The 14,065-nt window shown below is 71.1% G+C and carries 10 protein-coding genes; 9 read left to right on the forward strand and 1 reads right to left on the reverse strand.

The genetic code is table 11. The features are described 5' to 3' along the window. Nucleotides 1-84: 84 nt before the first annotated feature. Complete coding sequence (locus tag ACFFHU_RS27350) at nucleotides 85-1,071, forward strand: LacI family DNA-binding transcriptional regulator (RefSeq protein WP_377343501.1); 987 nt, start codon at nucleotides 85-87, stop codon at nucleotides 1,069-1,071. Nucleotides 1,072-1,140: 69 nt separating this feature from the next. On the opposite strand, the gene ACFFHU_RS27355 is transcribed toward ACFFHU_RS27350, so the two are convergent. Next, nucleotides 1,141-2,622 carry a lectin gene (locus ACFFHU_RS27355; protein WP_377343190.1) on the reverse strand — a complete coding sequence of 494 codons (1,482 nt, stop codon included), beginning with the start codon at nucleotides 2,620-2,622 and terminating at the stop codon, nucleotides 1,141-1,143. Nucleotides 2,623-3,507: 885 nt separating this feature from the next. On the opposite strand from ACFFHU_RS27355, the gene araB reads away from it, so the two are divergent. The 8 genes from araB to ACFFHU_RS27395 all read left to right on the forward strand — a co-directional run bounded on the left by araB (nucleotide 3,508) and on the right by ACFFHU_RS27395 (nucleotide 13,905). Continuing rightward, nucleotides 3,508-5,199, forward strand: a complete 1,692-nt coding sequence (gene araB / locus ACFFHU_RS27360) for a ribulokinase (RefSeq protein ID WP_377343192.1) — start codon at nucleotides 3,508-3,510, stop codon at nucleotides 5,197-5,199. Continuing rightward, entirely contained in the window at nucleotides 5,196-5,888 is a 693-nt protein-coding gene (locus ACFFHU_RS27365; protein WP_377343193.1) for an L-ribulose-5-phosphate 4-epimerase, read from the forward strand. The genes araB and ACFFHU_RS27365 overlap by 4 nt, the downstream gene beginning before the upstream one ends. 147 nt (nucleotides 5,889-6,035) lie before the next feature. Then, a complete protein-coding gene (locus ACFFHU_RS27370; protein ID WP_377343502.1) occupies nucleotides 6,036-7,028 on the forward strand; it encodes an ABC transporter substrate-binding protein in 993 nt (330 codons plus the stop codon). A gap of 153 nt (nucleotides 7,029-7,181) precedes the next feature. Continuing rightward, on the forward strand, nucleotides 7,182-8,744 hold the full coding sequence (locus ACFFHU_RS27375) for a sugar ABC transporter ATP-binding protein (protein WP_377343194.1): 1,563 nt from the start codon (nucleotides 7,182-7,184) through the stop codon (nucleotides 8,742-8,744). Next, nucleotides 8,741-9,859, forward strand: a complete 1,119-nt coding sequence (locus tag ACFFHU_RS27380; RefSeq protein ID WP_377343195.1) for an ABC transporter permease — start codon at nucleotides 8,741-8,743, stop codon at nucleotides 9,857-9,859. Before ACFFHU_RS27375 ends, ACFFHU_RS27380 begins: the two co-directional genes overlap by 4 nt. Continuing rightward, entirely contained in the window at nucleotides 9,856-10,845 is a 990-nt protein-coding gene (gene yjfF / locus ACFFHU_RS27385) for a galactofuranose ABC transporter, permease protein YjfF (RefSeq protein WP_377343196.1), read from the forward strand. The genes ACFFHU_RS27380 and yjfF overlap by 4 nt, the downstream gene beginning before the upstream one ends. 32 nt (nucleotides 10,846-10,877) lie before the next feature. Then, on the forward strand, nucleotides 10,878-12,380 hold the full coding sequence (araA, locus tag ACFFHU_RS27390) for an L-arabinose isomerase (protein ID WP_377343197.1): 1,503 nt from the start codon (nucleotides 10,878-10,880) through the stop codon (nucleotides 12,378-12,380). Nucleotides 12,381-12,609: 229 nt separating this feature from the next. Then, on the forward strand, nucleotides 12,610-13,905 hold the full coding sequence (locus ACFFHU_RS27395) for an MFS transporter (protein ID WP_377343198.1): 1,296 nt from the start codon (nucleotides 12,610-12,612) through the stop codon (nucleotides 13,903-13,905). Nucleotides 13,906-14,065: the final 160 nt, after the last annotated feature.

Below are 14,065 nucleotides of genomic sequence, written 5' to 3' on the forward strand. Positions count from 1 at the left end.
GGTGCGTCCAGCCGCTCTGGCGTCGATTGCCGGGGCGTGATCGGGGGCCTGGCGGGAAGGGTGGGTGCCGTGCGTGGTCCCGCGATGACGGATGTGGCCCGCCTTGCCGGGGTCTCCCACCAGACGGTCTCGCGGGTGCTGAACGGCCATCCCAACGTCCGCGAGCAGACCCGGCTGCGGGTGCAGGCGGCCATCGCCGAACTCGGCTACCGCCCCAACCGGGCGGCCCGCACGCTGGTCACCGGCCGTTCGCAGGTCATCGGGGTGGTGACCCAGAACACCACGCTGTACGGGCCGGCGTCGTTGCTCGCGGCGCTCGAGCAGACCGCCGCCGAGGAGGGCTTCGCGGTCAGCGTCGGCAGCGTGCGGGACCTGGACCGGGTCTCCATCTCCGCGGTGGTGGAGCGCCACCTCGCGCACCGGGTGGCGGGCATCGTGGTGATCGCCCCGGTGGAGTCGGCCGGTGAGGCGCTGGAACACCTGCCCAAGGACGTTCCCCTGGTGACGGTCGACGGCGACCCGCGCCGGCCGGTGCCGCTGGTGACGGTGGACCAGGTGGCGGGGGCCCGGGACGCGACGCGGCACCTGCTGGACGCGGGACACCGTACGGTCTGGCACGTCTCCGGGCCGGCCGACTGGTTCGACAGCGCCGGCCGGATCGAGGGCTGGCGCGAGACGTTGCGGGCGGCCGGCGCCGACGTGCCGCCGCTGATCCCGGGGGACTGGTCGGCGGCCTCCGGCTACCGGTGCGGGCAGATGCTGGCGCGGATGCCCGAGGTCACCGCGATTTTCACGGCCAACGACCATCTCGCGCTGGGCGTGCTGCGGGCCCTGCACGAGAACGGTCGTCGGGTGCCGGACGAGATCAGCGTGGTGGGCTTCGACGATGTGCCGGAGGCCGCATACTTCATCCCGCCGTTGACCACGGTCCGGCCGGACTTCACCGCGGTGGCCCGGGCCAGCCTCGACCTGCTGCTGGCGCAGATCGAGTCGGGCCTGGTCGGCGAGTCCCGGTTGACGATCGCGCCGACCCTGGTGCCTCGGCAGAGCGTCGCGCCCCCGTCCAGTTAGGGCGGACCAGCGAACCCTCCGGCGGCGCATGCTGCGCCGAAGCGCCCCCGGAGGGTTCGTCCTTTCAGGTCAGCTGCGCAGGCTCCAGCGTTGGTTGGCGCCGCCGTTGCAGGACCAGAGGATGATCTTCGTCCCGTTGGCGGTGCCGGCGCCGTTGGCGTCGACGCAGAGGTTGGACTGCACGCCGCGGATCGTGCCGTCGGAGTTGACGTTCCACTGCTGGTTGGCCTGGCCGTTGCAGTCCCAGATGATGACCGCGGTGCCGTTGCTGGTGCCCTGCCCGTTGGCGTCGAGGCACTTGCCCAGCACCTGCAGTTGCTTGCTGGCGGTGTAGGTGAAGCGTTGCATGTCGCCGCCCCAGCAGTCGTACAGCTGCACCTGGGTGCCGTTGGTGGTGCTGCCGTTCGGTACGTCGACGCACCGGCCGGACTGGGCGCCCACGATCTCCTGGCCGCCGCTCGGCGGCGGCGTGCTGCCGGACGTCGAGTAGCCGGCGGCGGTGATGTTGGCCTGGACCGCGTCCTCGGTGGCGTTGGACGGGTAGCCGGAGGTCATCACGCCCTCGTAGAAGGTGCCGGCCGCCCCGATGCTGTTGTCGCCGCCGATGCCGAGGATGATGGCGCCTTCCTTCTTCATCGGGTTGTAGCCGGAGACGTTCGGCCGTTTGCCGTCGTAGAAGGTGGACAGCGCGCCGGATTGGGCGTTGCCGCCGCGGATGGCCCAGTGATTGGCTTCGCCCTTGATGATGGCGGTGGTGAAGCGGTAGTTGATGGTGGGGTCGTTGGCGTTGTAGCCGGCGTTGACGCCGGAGTAGAGGCCGTTCTCGAGGTCGGCCATGATCCAGGGTCCGTTGCCGGTGCCGTAGCCCCAGACCTTGATGTTGCCGAAGTAGATGGCCTCCATGGTGCCGTTGCCGTTGTCGCGGCTGTTCTTTTCGGCGTTGCCGTAGTCGAAGCAGCAGCCGCCGTTGTAGTGGGTGCCGTCGAAGATGGCGTACATGCCCTCGGGCTGGTCGCCGGTGGCGGTGCCGGTGGCGGTGTTGTTCCGGTAGCCGGTGCCGGGCGCGACATAGACGCCGTACGCCTTCTGGCCGCCCACCGTGATCGGCGCGGCGGTGGCGTTGGCGAGGTTGTCGTAGCCGCCGGCGGCCGGGCCGGAGAAGCCACCGGGAGGCGCCTGGGTGAGATTGTTGTGCCGGCTGGTCTGGTCGTAGATGATCGTGATCAGGCAGGTGGTGCCGGCGCAGAACGAGTCCTGGGTGGCCGCGTTCGCCACCCCGCCCGCGCTGAGCACGCCGATGTCCCGGGTGGTGTTGTCCGAGGAGCGGCGGACCTGGTACAGCGGACCGTTGTACGCCCCGAACAGCGCCCGGGTGGTGCTGTGCGCGGCCACGCAGGGCGTACCGCCGCTGGCGTAGATGTCGCAGGGCCCGGATGTGGCGGCCAGGGCCGGCGGCGCGGCGCCGGTCGCCAGCGCCGCGGCGACCGCGACGAGCAGCGCCAGCGGCGCCGCGGCGGCCACCAGCCGGCGGCGACGGATGTTGGTATCCATCGATCCCCTCCAGAGGTCGTTACAGCGGTGTGAGCGTTAACATCAATACGTAGCGTGGCGTTCATATTGGCGGATGTCAACGTCTTGGTGCTGGGGCGCTCGCCGGACCGCTCGGCGACTCCGCACGGCCGCCTTCGGTGTGGCTGCCGCCCGGTGCTCGGACCCCGTCCGGTGCTCGGACCCCGTCCGGTGCCCGGACCTCGCCCGGTGCCCGGACCTCGCCCGGTGCTCGGACCCCGCCCGGCGGCAGGCGGATCGAAGCATGGCCCCGGTCGACCCCGCCGGCATGCCACTTGATCGACACGACAGCGGTGTAGTTGGGGGGTTCGGGCGACCACGATCGCCCACCTACGCGGAAGTCGTGTTGATCAAGCTTCGGACACGGCGACATAGCGCGCCCAACGGCTCGGCCCCGGCTCGGGGCGCGGGTACGGCGCTTTGGTGGCGCTCCCGGCCCCGGCTGCCGCCGCCGGGTCGCGCATGCGCAGGCGTACGGGCGTTGGGTTCCTGGACCGTTCCGGCGCGATGCCGGCGGGCCGTCGACCGCCGGCGGGCCGTCGACCGCCGGCGGGGCGGTCGGACGCCCCGGGGCCCCGGGCATGCGGGATGGAGTTCCGGCGCGGCTCGCCGCCCTCGGGCACCGTCAAGGACGCCGGTTAGCGCTAACAGATCAACAACGGGGAATGCCCGCCCGGACCGTCCGATGAGGCATGCCGCAAAGGATCGACAACTGTTAACGTTCACAACGCTCTTTGTGGTCGCCGCCGGAGCTGCCAGCGGGTCGCCGTCGTGGATTACGCCACCGTTACCCGACTGTTGCGATCACATCTTGACCAACGCCGATGTGAGCGCTAACAATGTGATCCACGGCATGCGGAGGTGGAAATGGCGGGTGTGGACGGCTCGGCGGACCGGTACGTCGTCGGGGTCGACTTCGGAACGTTGTCCGGCCGGGCCCTGGTGGTCCGGGTCGGCGACGGCGCGGAGCTCGGCACGGCGGTCCACGAGTACCGGCACGGGGTGATCGACTCCGCCCTTCCCGGGGACGCGCCCGACGCCGCCCTCCCGCCGGACTGGGCCCTCCAGGACCCCGACGACTACCGGGACGTGTTGCGCCACGCGGTGCCGGCGGCCGTGGCGGCGGCGGGGATCGACCCGGCGCGCGTGATCGGGATCGCCACCGACTTCACCGCCTGCACGGTCCTGCCCACGCTGGCCGACGGGACCCCGCTGTGCGAGGTGCCCGAGCTGCGGAGCCGGCCGCACGCCTGGGTGAAGCTCTGGAAGCACCACGCCGGGCAGCCGCAGGCCGACCGGGTCAACGCCCTCGCGGAGGCTCGCGGCGAGCCGTGGCTCAACCGGTACGGCGGGAAGATCTCCGCCGAGTGGCAGTTCGCCAAGGGGCTGCAGATGCTGGACGAGGATCCGGAGATCTATCGCAGTGCCGCCCGGTTCATCGAGGCCGCCGACTGGATCATCTGGCAGCTGTGCGGGGCGGAGAGCCGCAACATCTGCACGGCCGGTTACAAGGGCATCCGTCAGGATGGCCGGTACCCCGCCGAGGACTTCCTGGCCGCGCTCGATCCGGCATTCGTCGACTTCGTGACCAAGCTGGACGGTCCGCTGCTGCCGATGGGCGCCCGGGCCGGGTCGCTCACCGCGCAGGCCGCCGCCTGGACCGGGCTGCCCGAGGGCATCGCCGTGGCGGCCGGCAACGTCGACGCGCACGTGACGGCGGCCGCGGCCCAGGCCCTGGTCCCCGGTCACCTGGTGGCCATCATGGGCACCTCGACCTGCCACGTGGTCAACGGCGCCCGGCTGGCCGAGGTGCCGGGCATGTGTGGCGTGGTAGAGGGCGGGCTCAGCCCCGGCGCCTGGGGCTACGAGGCCGGGCAGAGCGGCGTCGGCGACATCTTCGGGTGGTTCGTCGAGCACGCCGCGCCGGCGGGCGTCGACTCGCACGAGCGGCTCTGCGAGCTGGCCGCCGCGCAGCCGGTCGGGGCGCACGGGCTGATCGCCCTGGACTGGTGGAACGGCAACCGTTCCCTGCTGGTCAACCACGACCTGAGCGGCCTGATCGTGGGGCTGACCCTGGCCACCCGGCCCGCCGACATCTACCGGGCGCTGCTGGAGTCCACGGCGTACGGCACGCGGATGATCGTCGAGGCGTTCGTCCAGGCGGGGGTGCCGATCCACGAGCTGGTGGTGGCCGGCGGGTTGCTCTCCAACCCGTTGCTGATGCAGATCTACGCGGACGTCACCAACCGGCCGCTGAGCATCATCGGTTCCGCGCAGGGCCCCGCGCTCGGCTCGGCCATCCATGCCGCGGTGGCCGCCGGCGCGTACCCCGACGTCTACGCGGCCGCCGCGGCCATGGGGCGGGTCGACCGCGACGTCTACCGGCCCGACCCGGACCGGGCGCGGGCCTACGACGCGCTGTACGCCGAGTACCGGCTGCTGCACGACCACTTCGGGCGCGGCGGTAACGACGTGATGTCGCGGCTGCGCGCGATCCGCAACGCCGCCGCCGGCCGATCCGCCGCGCCGGCCCCGACGCCCGTGGAGGTGGTCGCATGACCGCGGACTCCGGCCAGCAGCTTTGGCGGCTCCGGGAGAGCGTCGCCCGGCTGCACGCCGAACTCACCCGCTATCGGCTGGTGGCCTGGACGGCGGGGAACGTCTCGGCCCGGGTGCCCGGCCGCGACCTCATGGTGATCAAACCGAGTGGCGTCGACTACGACGATCTCAGCGCGGCCACCATGGTCGTCTGCGACCTCGACGGCAACGTGGTGGAGGGTGACCTCTCGCCGTCCAGCGACACCGCCGCGCACGCGTACGTCTATCGCGCCATGCCCGAGGTCGGCGGGGTGGTGCACACCCACAGCCCGTACGCCACCGCCTGGGCGGCCCGGGGCGAGCCGATCGCCTGCCACCTCACCGCGCAGGCCGACGAGTTCGGCGGCGAGATCCCGATCGGCCCGTTCGCCCTGATCGGCGGCGACGACATCGGCAAGGGGATCGTGGAGACCCTGTCCGGACACCGCTCGCCGGCCGTGCTGATGCGCAACCACGGCGTGTTCACCATCGGCCGGGACGCCCGGGCGGCGGTGAAGGCCGCGGTGCTGTGCGAGGACGTCGCCCGTACCGCGCACCTGGCCCGGACCCTCGGCGACCCGGCGCCGATCGCCCCGGCCGACGTCGACGCCCTCTATGACCGCTACCAGAACGTCTACGGCCAGCGTCCCGCGTCGACCGCCGGCCCCTGACGGTCGCGCCCGACTCCCCGGACCGCCCCGGCGGCCGCGGTGCACCACCCCAGATGAACCCGCACCACCCGCGCGGACCGTTGGCCCCACGCCCGGCCGACGATCGGCGATCACGCCCCCCACCAACGAGGAGTACCCGTGAGGAAGATGCGAACGTCCCTCGCGCCGCGCCGCGCCGTCGCGGTGCTCAGCGCCGCGCTGCTCGTGGCCGGCATGGCCGCGTGCGGCAACAGCGACACCGGCGGAAAGTCCGACGGCGACAAGAAGATCGTGCTCGGCTTCTCCCAGGTCGGCGCCGAGAGCGGCTGGCGCACCGCGAACACCACCTCGATCAAGGACGCCGCGGCGGCGGCCGGCATCGAGCTGAAGTTCGACGACGCGCAGCAGAAGCAGGAGAACCAGATCAAGGCCATCCGCAGCTACATCCAGCAGAAGGTCGACGTGATCGCCTTCTCGCCCGTGGTGGAGTCGGGCTGGGACACGGTGCTCAAGGAGGCCAAGGACGCGAACATCCCGGTGATCCTGACCGACCGCGCCGTGGACTCGCAGGACAAGTCGCTGTACAAGACCTTCCTCGGTTCCGACTTCATCAAGGAGGGCAAGGCGGCCGGCGACTGGGTCGTGCAGAACACCAAGGACGCCACGGGCCAGGTGAACATCGTGCAGCTCGAGGGCACCACCGGGTCGGCCCCGGCCAACGACCGCACCAAGGGCTTCGCCGAGGCCATCGCGGCCAACCCCAAGCTGAAGATCATCGCCTCCCAGTCCGGCGACTTCAAGCGGGAGGGCGGCAAGCAGGTGATGGAGCAGTTCCTCAAGGCCAACCCGAAGATCGACGTGCTGTTCGCGCAGAACGACGACATGGGCCTGGGCGCTCTGGAGGCCATCCAGGCGGCCGGCAAGGTGCCCGGCAAGGACATCAAGATCGTCACGGTGGACGCGGTCCACGACGGCATGCAGGCGCTGGCCGATGGCAAGTTCAACTTCATCGCCGAGTGCAACCCGCTGCTCGGCCCACAGCTGATGGACCTGGTCAAGAAGGTGCACAACGGCGAGGAGGTCCCGCAGCGGATCGAGACGATCGAGACGACCTTCACCCAGGACAAGGCCAAGGAGGCGTTGCCGGGCCGCAAGTACTGATCCGACCACGGGGCCGAGGCTCCGCCGCGGCGGCCGGGCCTCGGGCCCGGCCGCCGCGGCGGCCCGTCGACCGCCTCCCGGATCGGAACCACCGGACGGGCTCGCGGCCCACCCCGCGCCCTCCGCTCGAAGCCTCAGGAAAGGTCTGGTGGGATGACAGAGAGCCATCCGGTGCTGACGATGACGGGGATCGACAAGTCGTTCCCGGGCGTACGGGCACTCCAGGACGTCGATCTCCGGCTCTTCCCCGGCGAGGTGCACGCGCTGATGGGCGAGAACGGCGCCGGCAAGTCCACCCTGATCAAGGTGCTCACCGGCGTGTACGGCATCGACGGCGGCACCATCACGCTGCGCGGCGCCCCGGTCTCGTTCACCGGCCCGATGCAGGCCTCGGCCGCCGGGGTGAGCACCGTCTACCAGGAGGTGAATCTCTGCGCCAACCTGTCGGTGGCGGAGAACATCTTCATCGGCCGCGAGCCGCGGCGCTTCGGCGCGGTGCGCTGGCGGGACATCCGGCGGCGCTCCCGCGAGCTGCTCGCCCGGCTGGACCTGGACATCGACGTGAACGCCCCGCTGGGCAGCTGCTCGCTGGCCGTCCAGCAGATGGTGGCCATCGCCCGGGCCATCGACGTCCAGGCCAGCGTGCTGGTCCTCGACGAGCCCACGTCGAGCCTCGATGCCGGCGAGGTGGCCCAGCTGTTCCGGATCATGCGCCAGCTGCGCGACTCCGGCATCGCCATCCTGTTCGTCACCCACTTCCTGGACCAGGTGTACGCGGTCAGCGACCGGATCACCGTGCTGCGCAACGGGCGGCTCGTGGGGGAGTACCCCACCACCGAACTGCCACAGCTCAGCCTGGTCGAGAAGATGATCGGCAAGGAGCTCGACGTGCTCGAGCGGCTGGACGAGCAGACCGGGCGCGACGCCGCCGCCGCGCGGCGGGACACCGTCTTCGTCGAGGCGCGCGAGGTGGGCCGCAAGGGGTCGGTGGCCCCGTTCACCCTGACGATCCACGCCGGTGAGGTGGTCGGCCTCGCCGGCCTGCTCGGGTCGGGGCGTACCGAGGTGGCCCGGCTGCTGTTCGGCGCCGACCGGGCCGACCACGGCGCCGTCTCGGTGGACGGCGAACCGATCGCGCTGCGGCACCCGGTGACCGCCATCGATCACGGGATCGGCTTCTGCTCGGAGAACCGCCGCGCCGAGGGCCTCGTACCGGAACTCACCGTGCGGGAGAACATCATCCTGGCCATGCAGGCGGCGCGCGGTTGGTTCCGGCCGATTCCGCGCCGCCGCCAGGAGGAGCTGGCCGAGCGGTACGTCAAGGCGCTGAGCATCCGGCCGGCCGACCCGAACATACCGGTGGCCAACCTGTCCGGCGGCAACCAGCAGAAGGTGTTGCTGGCCCGCTGGCTCATCACCGAGCCTCGGCTGCTGATCCTCGACGAGCCGACCCGGGGCATCGACATCGGCGCCAAGACGGAGATCCAGAAGCTGGTGGTGCAGCTGTCCGACGGCGGGATGGCCGTGCTGTTCATCTCCGCCGAACTGGACGAGGTGCTCCGGCTCAGCCACCGGATCGCCGTGATGCGCGACCGGGAGATGGTCACGCAGCTGACCAACGACGACAGCGTCGACGCCGACCGGATCATGCAGACGATCGCCGGCGGGGCGCGGCCGGACGAGGGGGCCCGGACGGACGAGAGGGCAGAGGTATGAGCGAGCGAACCAGCAGCGAAACGGCCACCGTGGACCCGCGTGCCGGGGGACTCGGCCGCTTCCAGGCGGTGACCGCGCACCGGCTGTTCTGGCCGGTCGTCGTGCTCGTGGCCCTCGTCGTGGCCAACACGATCTACCGGCCGGGGTTCCTGTCCATCCAGGTCCGGCAGGGGCACCTGTACGGCAGCCTGATCGACATCATCCGGCTCAGCGCCCCGCTCATCCTCGTGGCGCTGGGGATGACCCTGGTCATCTCCACCGGCGGCATCGACCTGTCGGTCGGCTCGGTCTGCGCCATCAGCGGCGCGATCGCCTGCCTCTACATCAGCAAGCAGCCCGACCAGAACGGGATGGCCGGGGTGCTCACCGCGCTGGCGCTGGCGTTCGGGGCGTCGCTGGTGCTGGGCGCCTGGAACGGCGTCCTGGTGGCGGTCATCGGGATCCAGCCCATCATCGCCACGCTCATCCTCATGGTGGCCGGCCGGGGCGTGGCGCAGCTGATCACCGAGGGGCAGATCATCACGATCAACTCGGGCCCGTACAAGGCCATCGGCGTCGGCCACCTGCTGACCCTGCCGCTCGCGATCTTCATCGCGCTGGCCGGCGTGCTGCTGGTCGCGGCGGTGACCCGGCGCACCGCCCTCGGCATGATCATCGAGGCCGTCGGCGGCAACGCCCGGGCCAGCCGGCTGGCGGGCATCCGGTCCGCCCGGGTGACCCTTTTGGTGTACGTCATCAGCGCCGCCTGCGCGGCCATCGCCGGCTTCATGATGACCGCGAACGTCTCCAGCGCCGACGGCAACTCGGCCGGGCTGTGGGTGGAACTGGACGCCATCCTCGCGGTGGTCATCGGCGGCACGTCGCTGGTCGGCGGCCGGTTCTCGCTGGGCGGCACCATCCTCGGCGCGCTGCTCATCCAGACGCTCACCACCACGGTGTACGCCATGAACATCGCCCCGCAGACGGCGCTGCTGTTCAAGGCCATCGTGGTGATCATCGTCTGCCTGATCCAGGCGCCGGCCTTCCGGGCCAGGTTGCGCCGTCGTCGGCGCAGGCCCGGCACCCCACCCGCCGCCGTGGTGGCGGACGCACCCAAGGAGCAGGTACCGGCATGACCACCATCTCGCTGCGGGCCGTGCCGGGCTGGGCCCGGCTGCCGCGCCGGCACCTCCCGGTGCTGACCACCCTCGTGCTGCTGCTGATCCTGTACGGCGTGGGCGTCTCGCAGTACCGCGCCTTCTCCAACATCCAGGTGGTCTTCAACGTCTTCATCGACAACGGCTTCCTGCTCGTGGTCGCGGTGGGGATGACGTTCGTGATCCTCACCGGCGGCATCGACCTGTCCGTCGGGTCGGTGGTGGCGATGACCGCGATGGTGTCGGCGTCGCTGCTGCAGCACGGCCTGCCCGCGGCGCTGGTGCTGGTCATCGCGCTGCTCATCGGCCCCCTCCTCGGGTTCGGAATGGGCTGCGTGATCCAGTTCTTCGAGATCCAGCCGTTCATCGTGACCCTCGCCGGGATGTTCTTCGCCCGCGGCATGTGCACGTTCATCAGCAAGAGCTCCATCTCGATCACCGACGGCTTCTGGACCGCCATGTCGCAGAAGCGCATCGGCGACCCGCGCGGCAACTTCGTCTCGATCAGCGTGCTCATCGCGTTCGCCGTCGTGCTCGTGGCCGCGTACGTGCTGGCCTACACCCGGCTCGGTCGCAACGTGTACGCCGTCGGCGGCAACGGCCAGTCGGCGCTGCTCATGGGCCTGCCGGTGGCGCGTACCCGGATTGCCGTCTACACCATCAGCGGTCTCTGCTCGGCCATCGGCGGGATCCTGCTGTCCTTCTACACCCTCTCCGGCGCCCCGCTGATCGCCGTGGGCATGGAACTCGACGTCATCGCGGCCGTGGTCATCGGCGGCACCGTGCTCACCGGCGGCTCCGGCTACATCTTCGGGACCGTGCTCGGGGTGCTCGTCCTCGGCGTCATCCAGACCCTCATCACCTTCGACGGCACCCTCAACTCCTGGTGGACCAGGATCGTGATCGGGGGGCTGCTGTTCGCGTTCATCCTGCTCCAACGCCTCATCGGCATCCGGTACAAGTGATCCGACCCTCTCCTGCGGAAGGCAAAGCGCAAATGGCAGCACACCCTGAGCCCGAGGTCTGGTTTCTCACCGGCAGCCAGGCCATGTACGGCGAGGACACCCTTCGCCAGGTGGCCGAGCAGTCCCGGCGGATCGCGGCGGCGCTCGACGACTCGCCGGACGTCCCCGTCCGGGTCGTCTGGAAGCCGGTCCTGACCAGCAGCGACGAGATCCTCCGGGTGTGCCGGGACGCCGCCGCGCAGGACGTGGTCGGGGTGGTCGCCTGGATGCACACCTTCTCGCCGGCCAAGATGTGGATCGGCGGCCTCGACGCGCTGCGGACGCCCCTGCTGCACCTGCACACCCAGGCCAACGTCCGGCTGCCGTGGGACGACATCGACATGGACTTCATGAACCTCAACCAGGCCGCGCACGGCGACCGGGAGTTCGGGTTCATCCAGACCCGCCTGGGGGTGGCCCGCAAGACCGTGGCCGGGCACGTCAGCGACCCGCGGGTGCTCGCCCGGGTGGGCGCCTGGGCGCGGGCCGCGCTGGGCTGGTCGGCCATGCGCTCGCTCCGGCTGGCCCGCTTCGGCGACAACATGCGCGACGTGGCGGTGACCGAGGGCGACAAGGTGGAGGCGGAGCTGCGCTTCGGCGTCTCGGTGAACACCTACGGGGTCAACGACCTGGTCCGGGTGGTCAACGAGGTGGCCGACGCGCGGGTGGACGACCTCGTCAAGGAGTACGACGACGGCTACCGGGTGGTGCCCGAGCTGCGCCCCGGCGGCGAGCGGCACGCCTCGCTGCGCTACGCGGCGCGGTTGGAGCTCGGCCTGCGCGACTTCCTCACCAGCGGCGGATTCCGGGCCTTCACCACCAACTTCGAGGACCTCGGCGGGCTGCGCCAGCTGCCCGGGATCGCGGTGCAGCGGCTGATGGCCGACGGCTATGGGTTCGGCGGCGAGGGCGACTGGAAGACCTCCGTCCTGCTGCACACCGTCAAGGCCATGGCGGTCGGCGTGGACGGCGGGACGTCGTTCATGGAGGACTACACCTACGACCTGACCCCGGGCCAGGAGCTGATCCTGGGCGCCCACATGCTGGAGGTGTGTCCGAGCATCGCCGCGGACGTGCCCGCCGTGGAGATCCACCCGTTGAGCATCGGCGGGCGGGAGGACCCGGTCCGGCTGGTCTTCGACGCCGCGCCCGGACCGGCCGTGGTGCTCGGCCTCGCCGACATGGGGGAGCGGTTCCGGCTGGTGGCCAACGAGATCGACGTGGTCCCACCGCCGCAGCCGCTGCGCCGGCTGCCGGTGGCCCGGGCCGTCTGGCGCCCCCGCCCCGATCTCGCCGGCTCGGCCGAGGCGTGGATCACCGCGGGCGCTCCGCACCACACCGTGCTCTCCGCCGCCGTGGGGGTCGAGGAGCTGCACGACCTCGCCGAGATGAGCCGGACCGAACTGGTCGTCATCGACGCCGACACCGAGCCACGCCGCTTCGCCCAGGAGCTTCGCTGGAACCAGGCGTACCACCGCCTCGCTCGAGGCTTCTGACCCCCGGGCCTGACCGAGCGTCCGGAACACATCAGATCTTGGAATTCTGCTGCCCTTTGCCGGGCAGCAGAATTCCAAGATCTCCGAGGCTGGGCGGGGTGGATGTGATCAACGCCTCCCGATGGGGCCGGTGCATAGCTGCATTATGCAGCTAATCTGGATCGGTACCCGGGTGGTCATGCCGGCCGCCAGGCGGCCGGGGCCCGGGCTTTCCCGCGGAGGTGGTCCGGTGTCCGGTGCGGCCGGCAACACGCTGTTCAAGCAGCCCAAGGCGGTGTACGCGGTCGCGTTCGCCTGCGTCGTCAGCTTCATGGGCATCGGCCTGGTCGATCCCATCCTGCCGGCGCTCTCGGTGCAGCTGCATGCCTCGCCCAGCCAGGTCAGCCTGCTGTTCACCAGCTATCTGCTGGTCACCGCGGTGGCGATGCTGTTCACCGGCTGGGTGGCCAGCCGGATCGGACCCAAGCGGACGCTGATCGTCGGCCTCGGCCTGATCGTGGTCTTCGCCGCGCTGGCCGGCCTGTCCGGCAGCATCAACGGCATCGTCGGGTTCCGCGCCGGGTGGGGCCTCGGCAACGCCCTGTTCATCGCCACCTCGCTGGCCGTGATCGTCGCCTCGGCGTCCGGCGGCTTCGCCGGCGCGATCGTGCTGTACGAGGCCGCGCTCGGGCTCGGCATCGCCGCCGGCCCGCTTGTGGGCGGCCTGCTCGGCGACATCAGCTGGCGGGGCCCGTTCTTCGGGGTGGCCGTGCTGATGGCCATCGCGCTGCTGGCCACGGTCACGCTGCTGGACTCCACGCCGCGCCCGGCGCGGCGTAGCTCGATCCTGGAACCGCTCAAGGCGCTGCGGCACCGCAGCCTGCTCACCATGAGCCTCACGGCGCTGCTCTACAACTGGGGCTTCTTCACCATGCTCGGCTACGCGCCGTACCCGATGAAGCTCGGCGCCGTCCAGTTGGGCTTCGTGTTCTTCGCCTGGGGCCTGCTGCTGGCCTTCTTCTCGATCACCGGCGCCCCCTGGCTGCAGGCCCGGTTCGGCACGGCCCCCTCGCTGTACGGCGCGCTGAGCGTCTTCGCGCTCCTGCTGCTCCTGCTGGGGCTGTTCACCGACACCCGGTGGGCGGTCATCGCCTGCGTGATCGCCTCGGGCATCGCGGCGGGGATCAACAACACGCTCACCACCCAGGCGGTCATGCTGGTCGCCCCGGTCGAGCGGCCGGTCGCCTCCGCGGCGTACGGCTTCGTGCGGTTCATCGGCGGCGGCTTGGCGCCCTTCGCGGCGGGCAAGATGGTCGAGCACTGGAACATCCACGTGCCGTTCGTGGTGGGCGCCGTGGCCGTGCTGGCCGGGGTGGCGAACCTGTCCACCGGGCACCGGATGCTGGCCCGGGCCGACGCCTCGATGGCCGAGGGTGGGCATGGCGACGCCGACGACGTGGCGGGCGAGGTGGCCGACGAGTTCGGCGGCGCCCCGGACGCCATCGACCACGAGCGAGAGGCCGTGCGCGGCCACCTCGCCCGGTGACCCACCGGGCCGCCGGCCCGGGCCGCCGGCCGCTGGGCCCGGCTGCCGGCCGCTGGGCCCGGCTGCCGGCCGCTGGGCCCAGCCGCCGGCCGTCGGGCTGCCGGCCGCCGGCGTTAAGAAGGGCCCCCTCCTATGCAAAAAGCGATAGGAAGGGGCCCTT

The sequence above is a fragment of the Plantactinospora siamensis genome (assembly GCF_042434095.1).
Classification (GTDB): domain Bacteria; phylum Actinomycetota; class Actinomycetes; order Mycobacteriales; family Micromonosporaceae; genus KBS50.

Bases quoted from the DNA above. Each gene is read 5' to 3' on its own strand.
- araB (WP_377343192.1), top strand. From the start codon at position 3,508: ATGGCGGGTGTGGACGGCTCGGCGGACCGGTACGTCGTCGGGGTCGAC.
- ACFFHU_RS27355 (WP_377343190.1), bottom strand. From the start codon at position 2,622: ATGGATACCAACATCCGTCGCCGCCGGCTGGTGGCCGCCGCGGCGCCG.
- ACFFHU_RS27370 (WP_377343502.1), top strand. From the start codon at position 6,036: ATGCGAACGTCCCTCGCGCCGCGCCGCGCCGTCGCGGTGCTCAGCGCC.
- ACFFHU_RS27380 (WP_377343195.1), top strand. From the start codon at position 8,741: ATGAGCGAGCGAACCAGCAGCGAAACGGCCACCGTGGACCCGCGTGCC.
- ACFFHU_RS27350 (WP_377343501.1), top strand. From the start codon at position 85: ATGACGGATGTGGCCCGCCTTGCCGGGGTCTCCCACCAGACGGTCTCG.
- ACFFHU_RS27365 (WP_377343193.1), top strand. From the start codon at position 5,196: ATGACCGCGGACTCCGGCCAGCAGCTTTGGCGGCTCCGGGAGAGCGTC.
- ACFFHU_RS27375 (WP_377343194.1), top strand. From the start codon at position 7,182: ATGACAGAGAGCCATCCGGTGCTGACGATGACGGGGATCGACAAGTCG.
- yjfF (WP_377343196.1), top strand. From the start codon at position 9,856: ATGACCACCATCTCGCTGCGGGCCGTGCCGGGCTGGGCCCGGCTGCCG.
- araA (WP_377343197.1), top strand. From the start codon at position 10,878: ATGGCAGCACACCCTGAGCCCGAGGTCTGGTTTCTCACCGGCAGCCAG.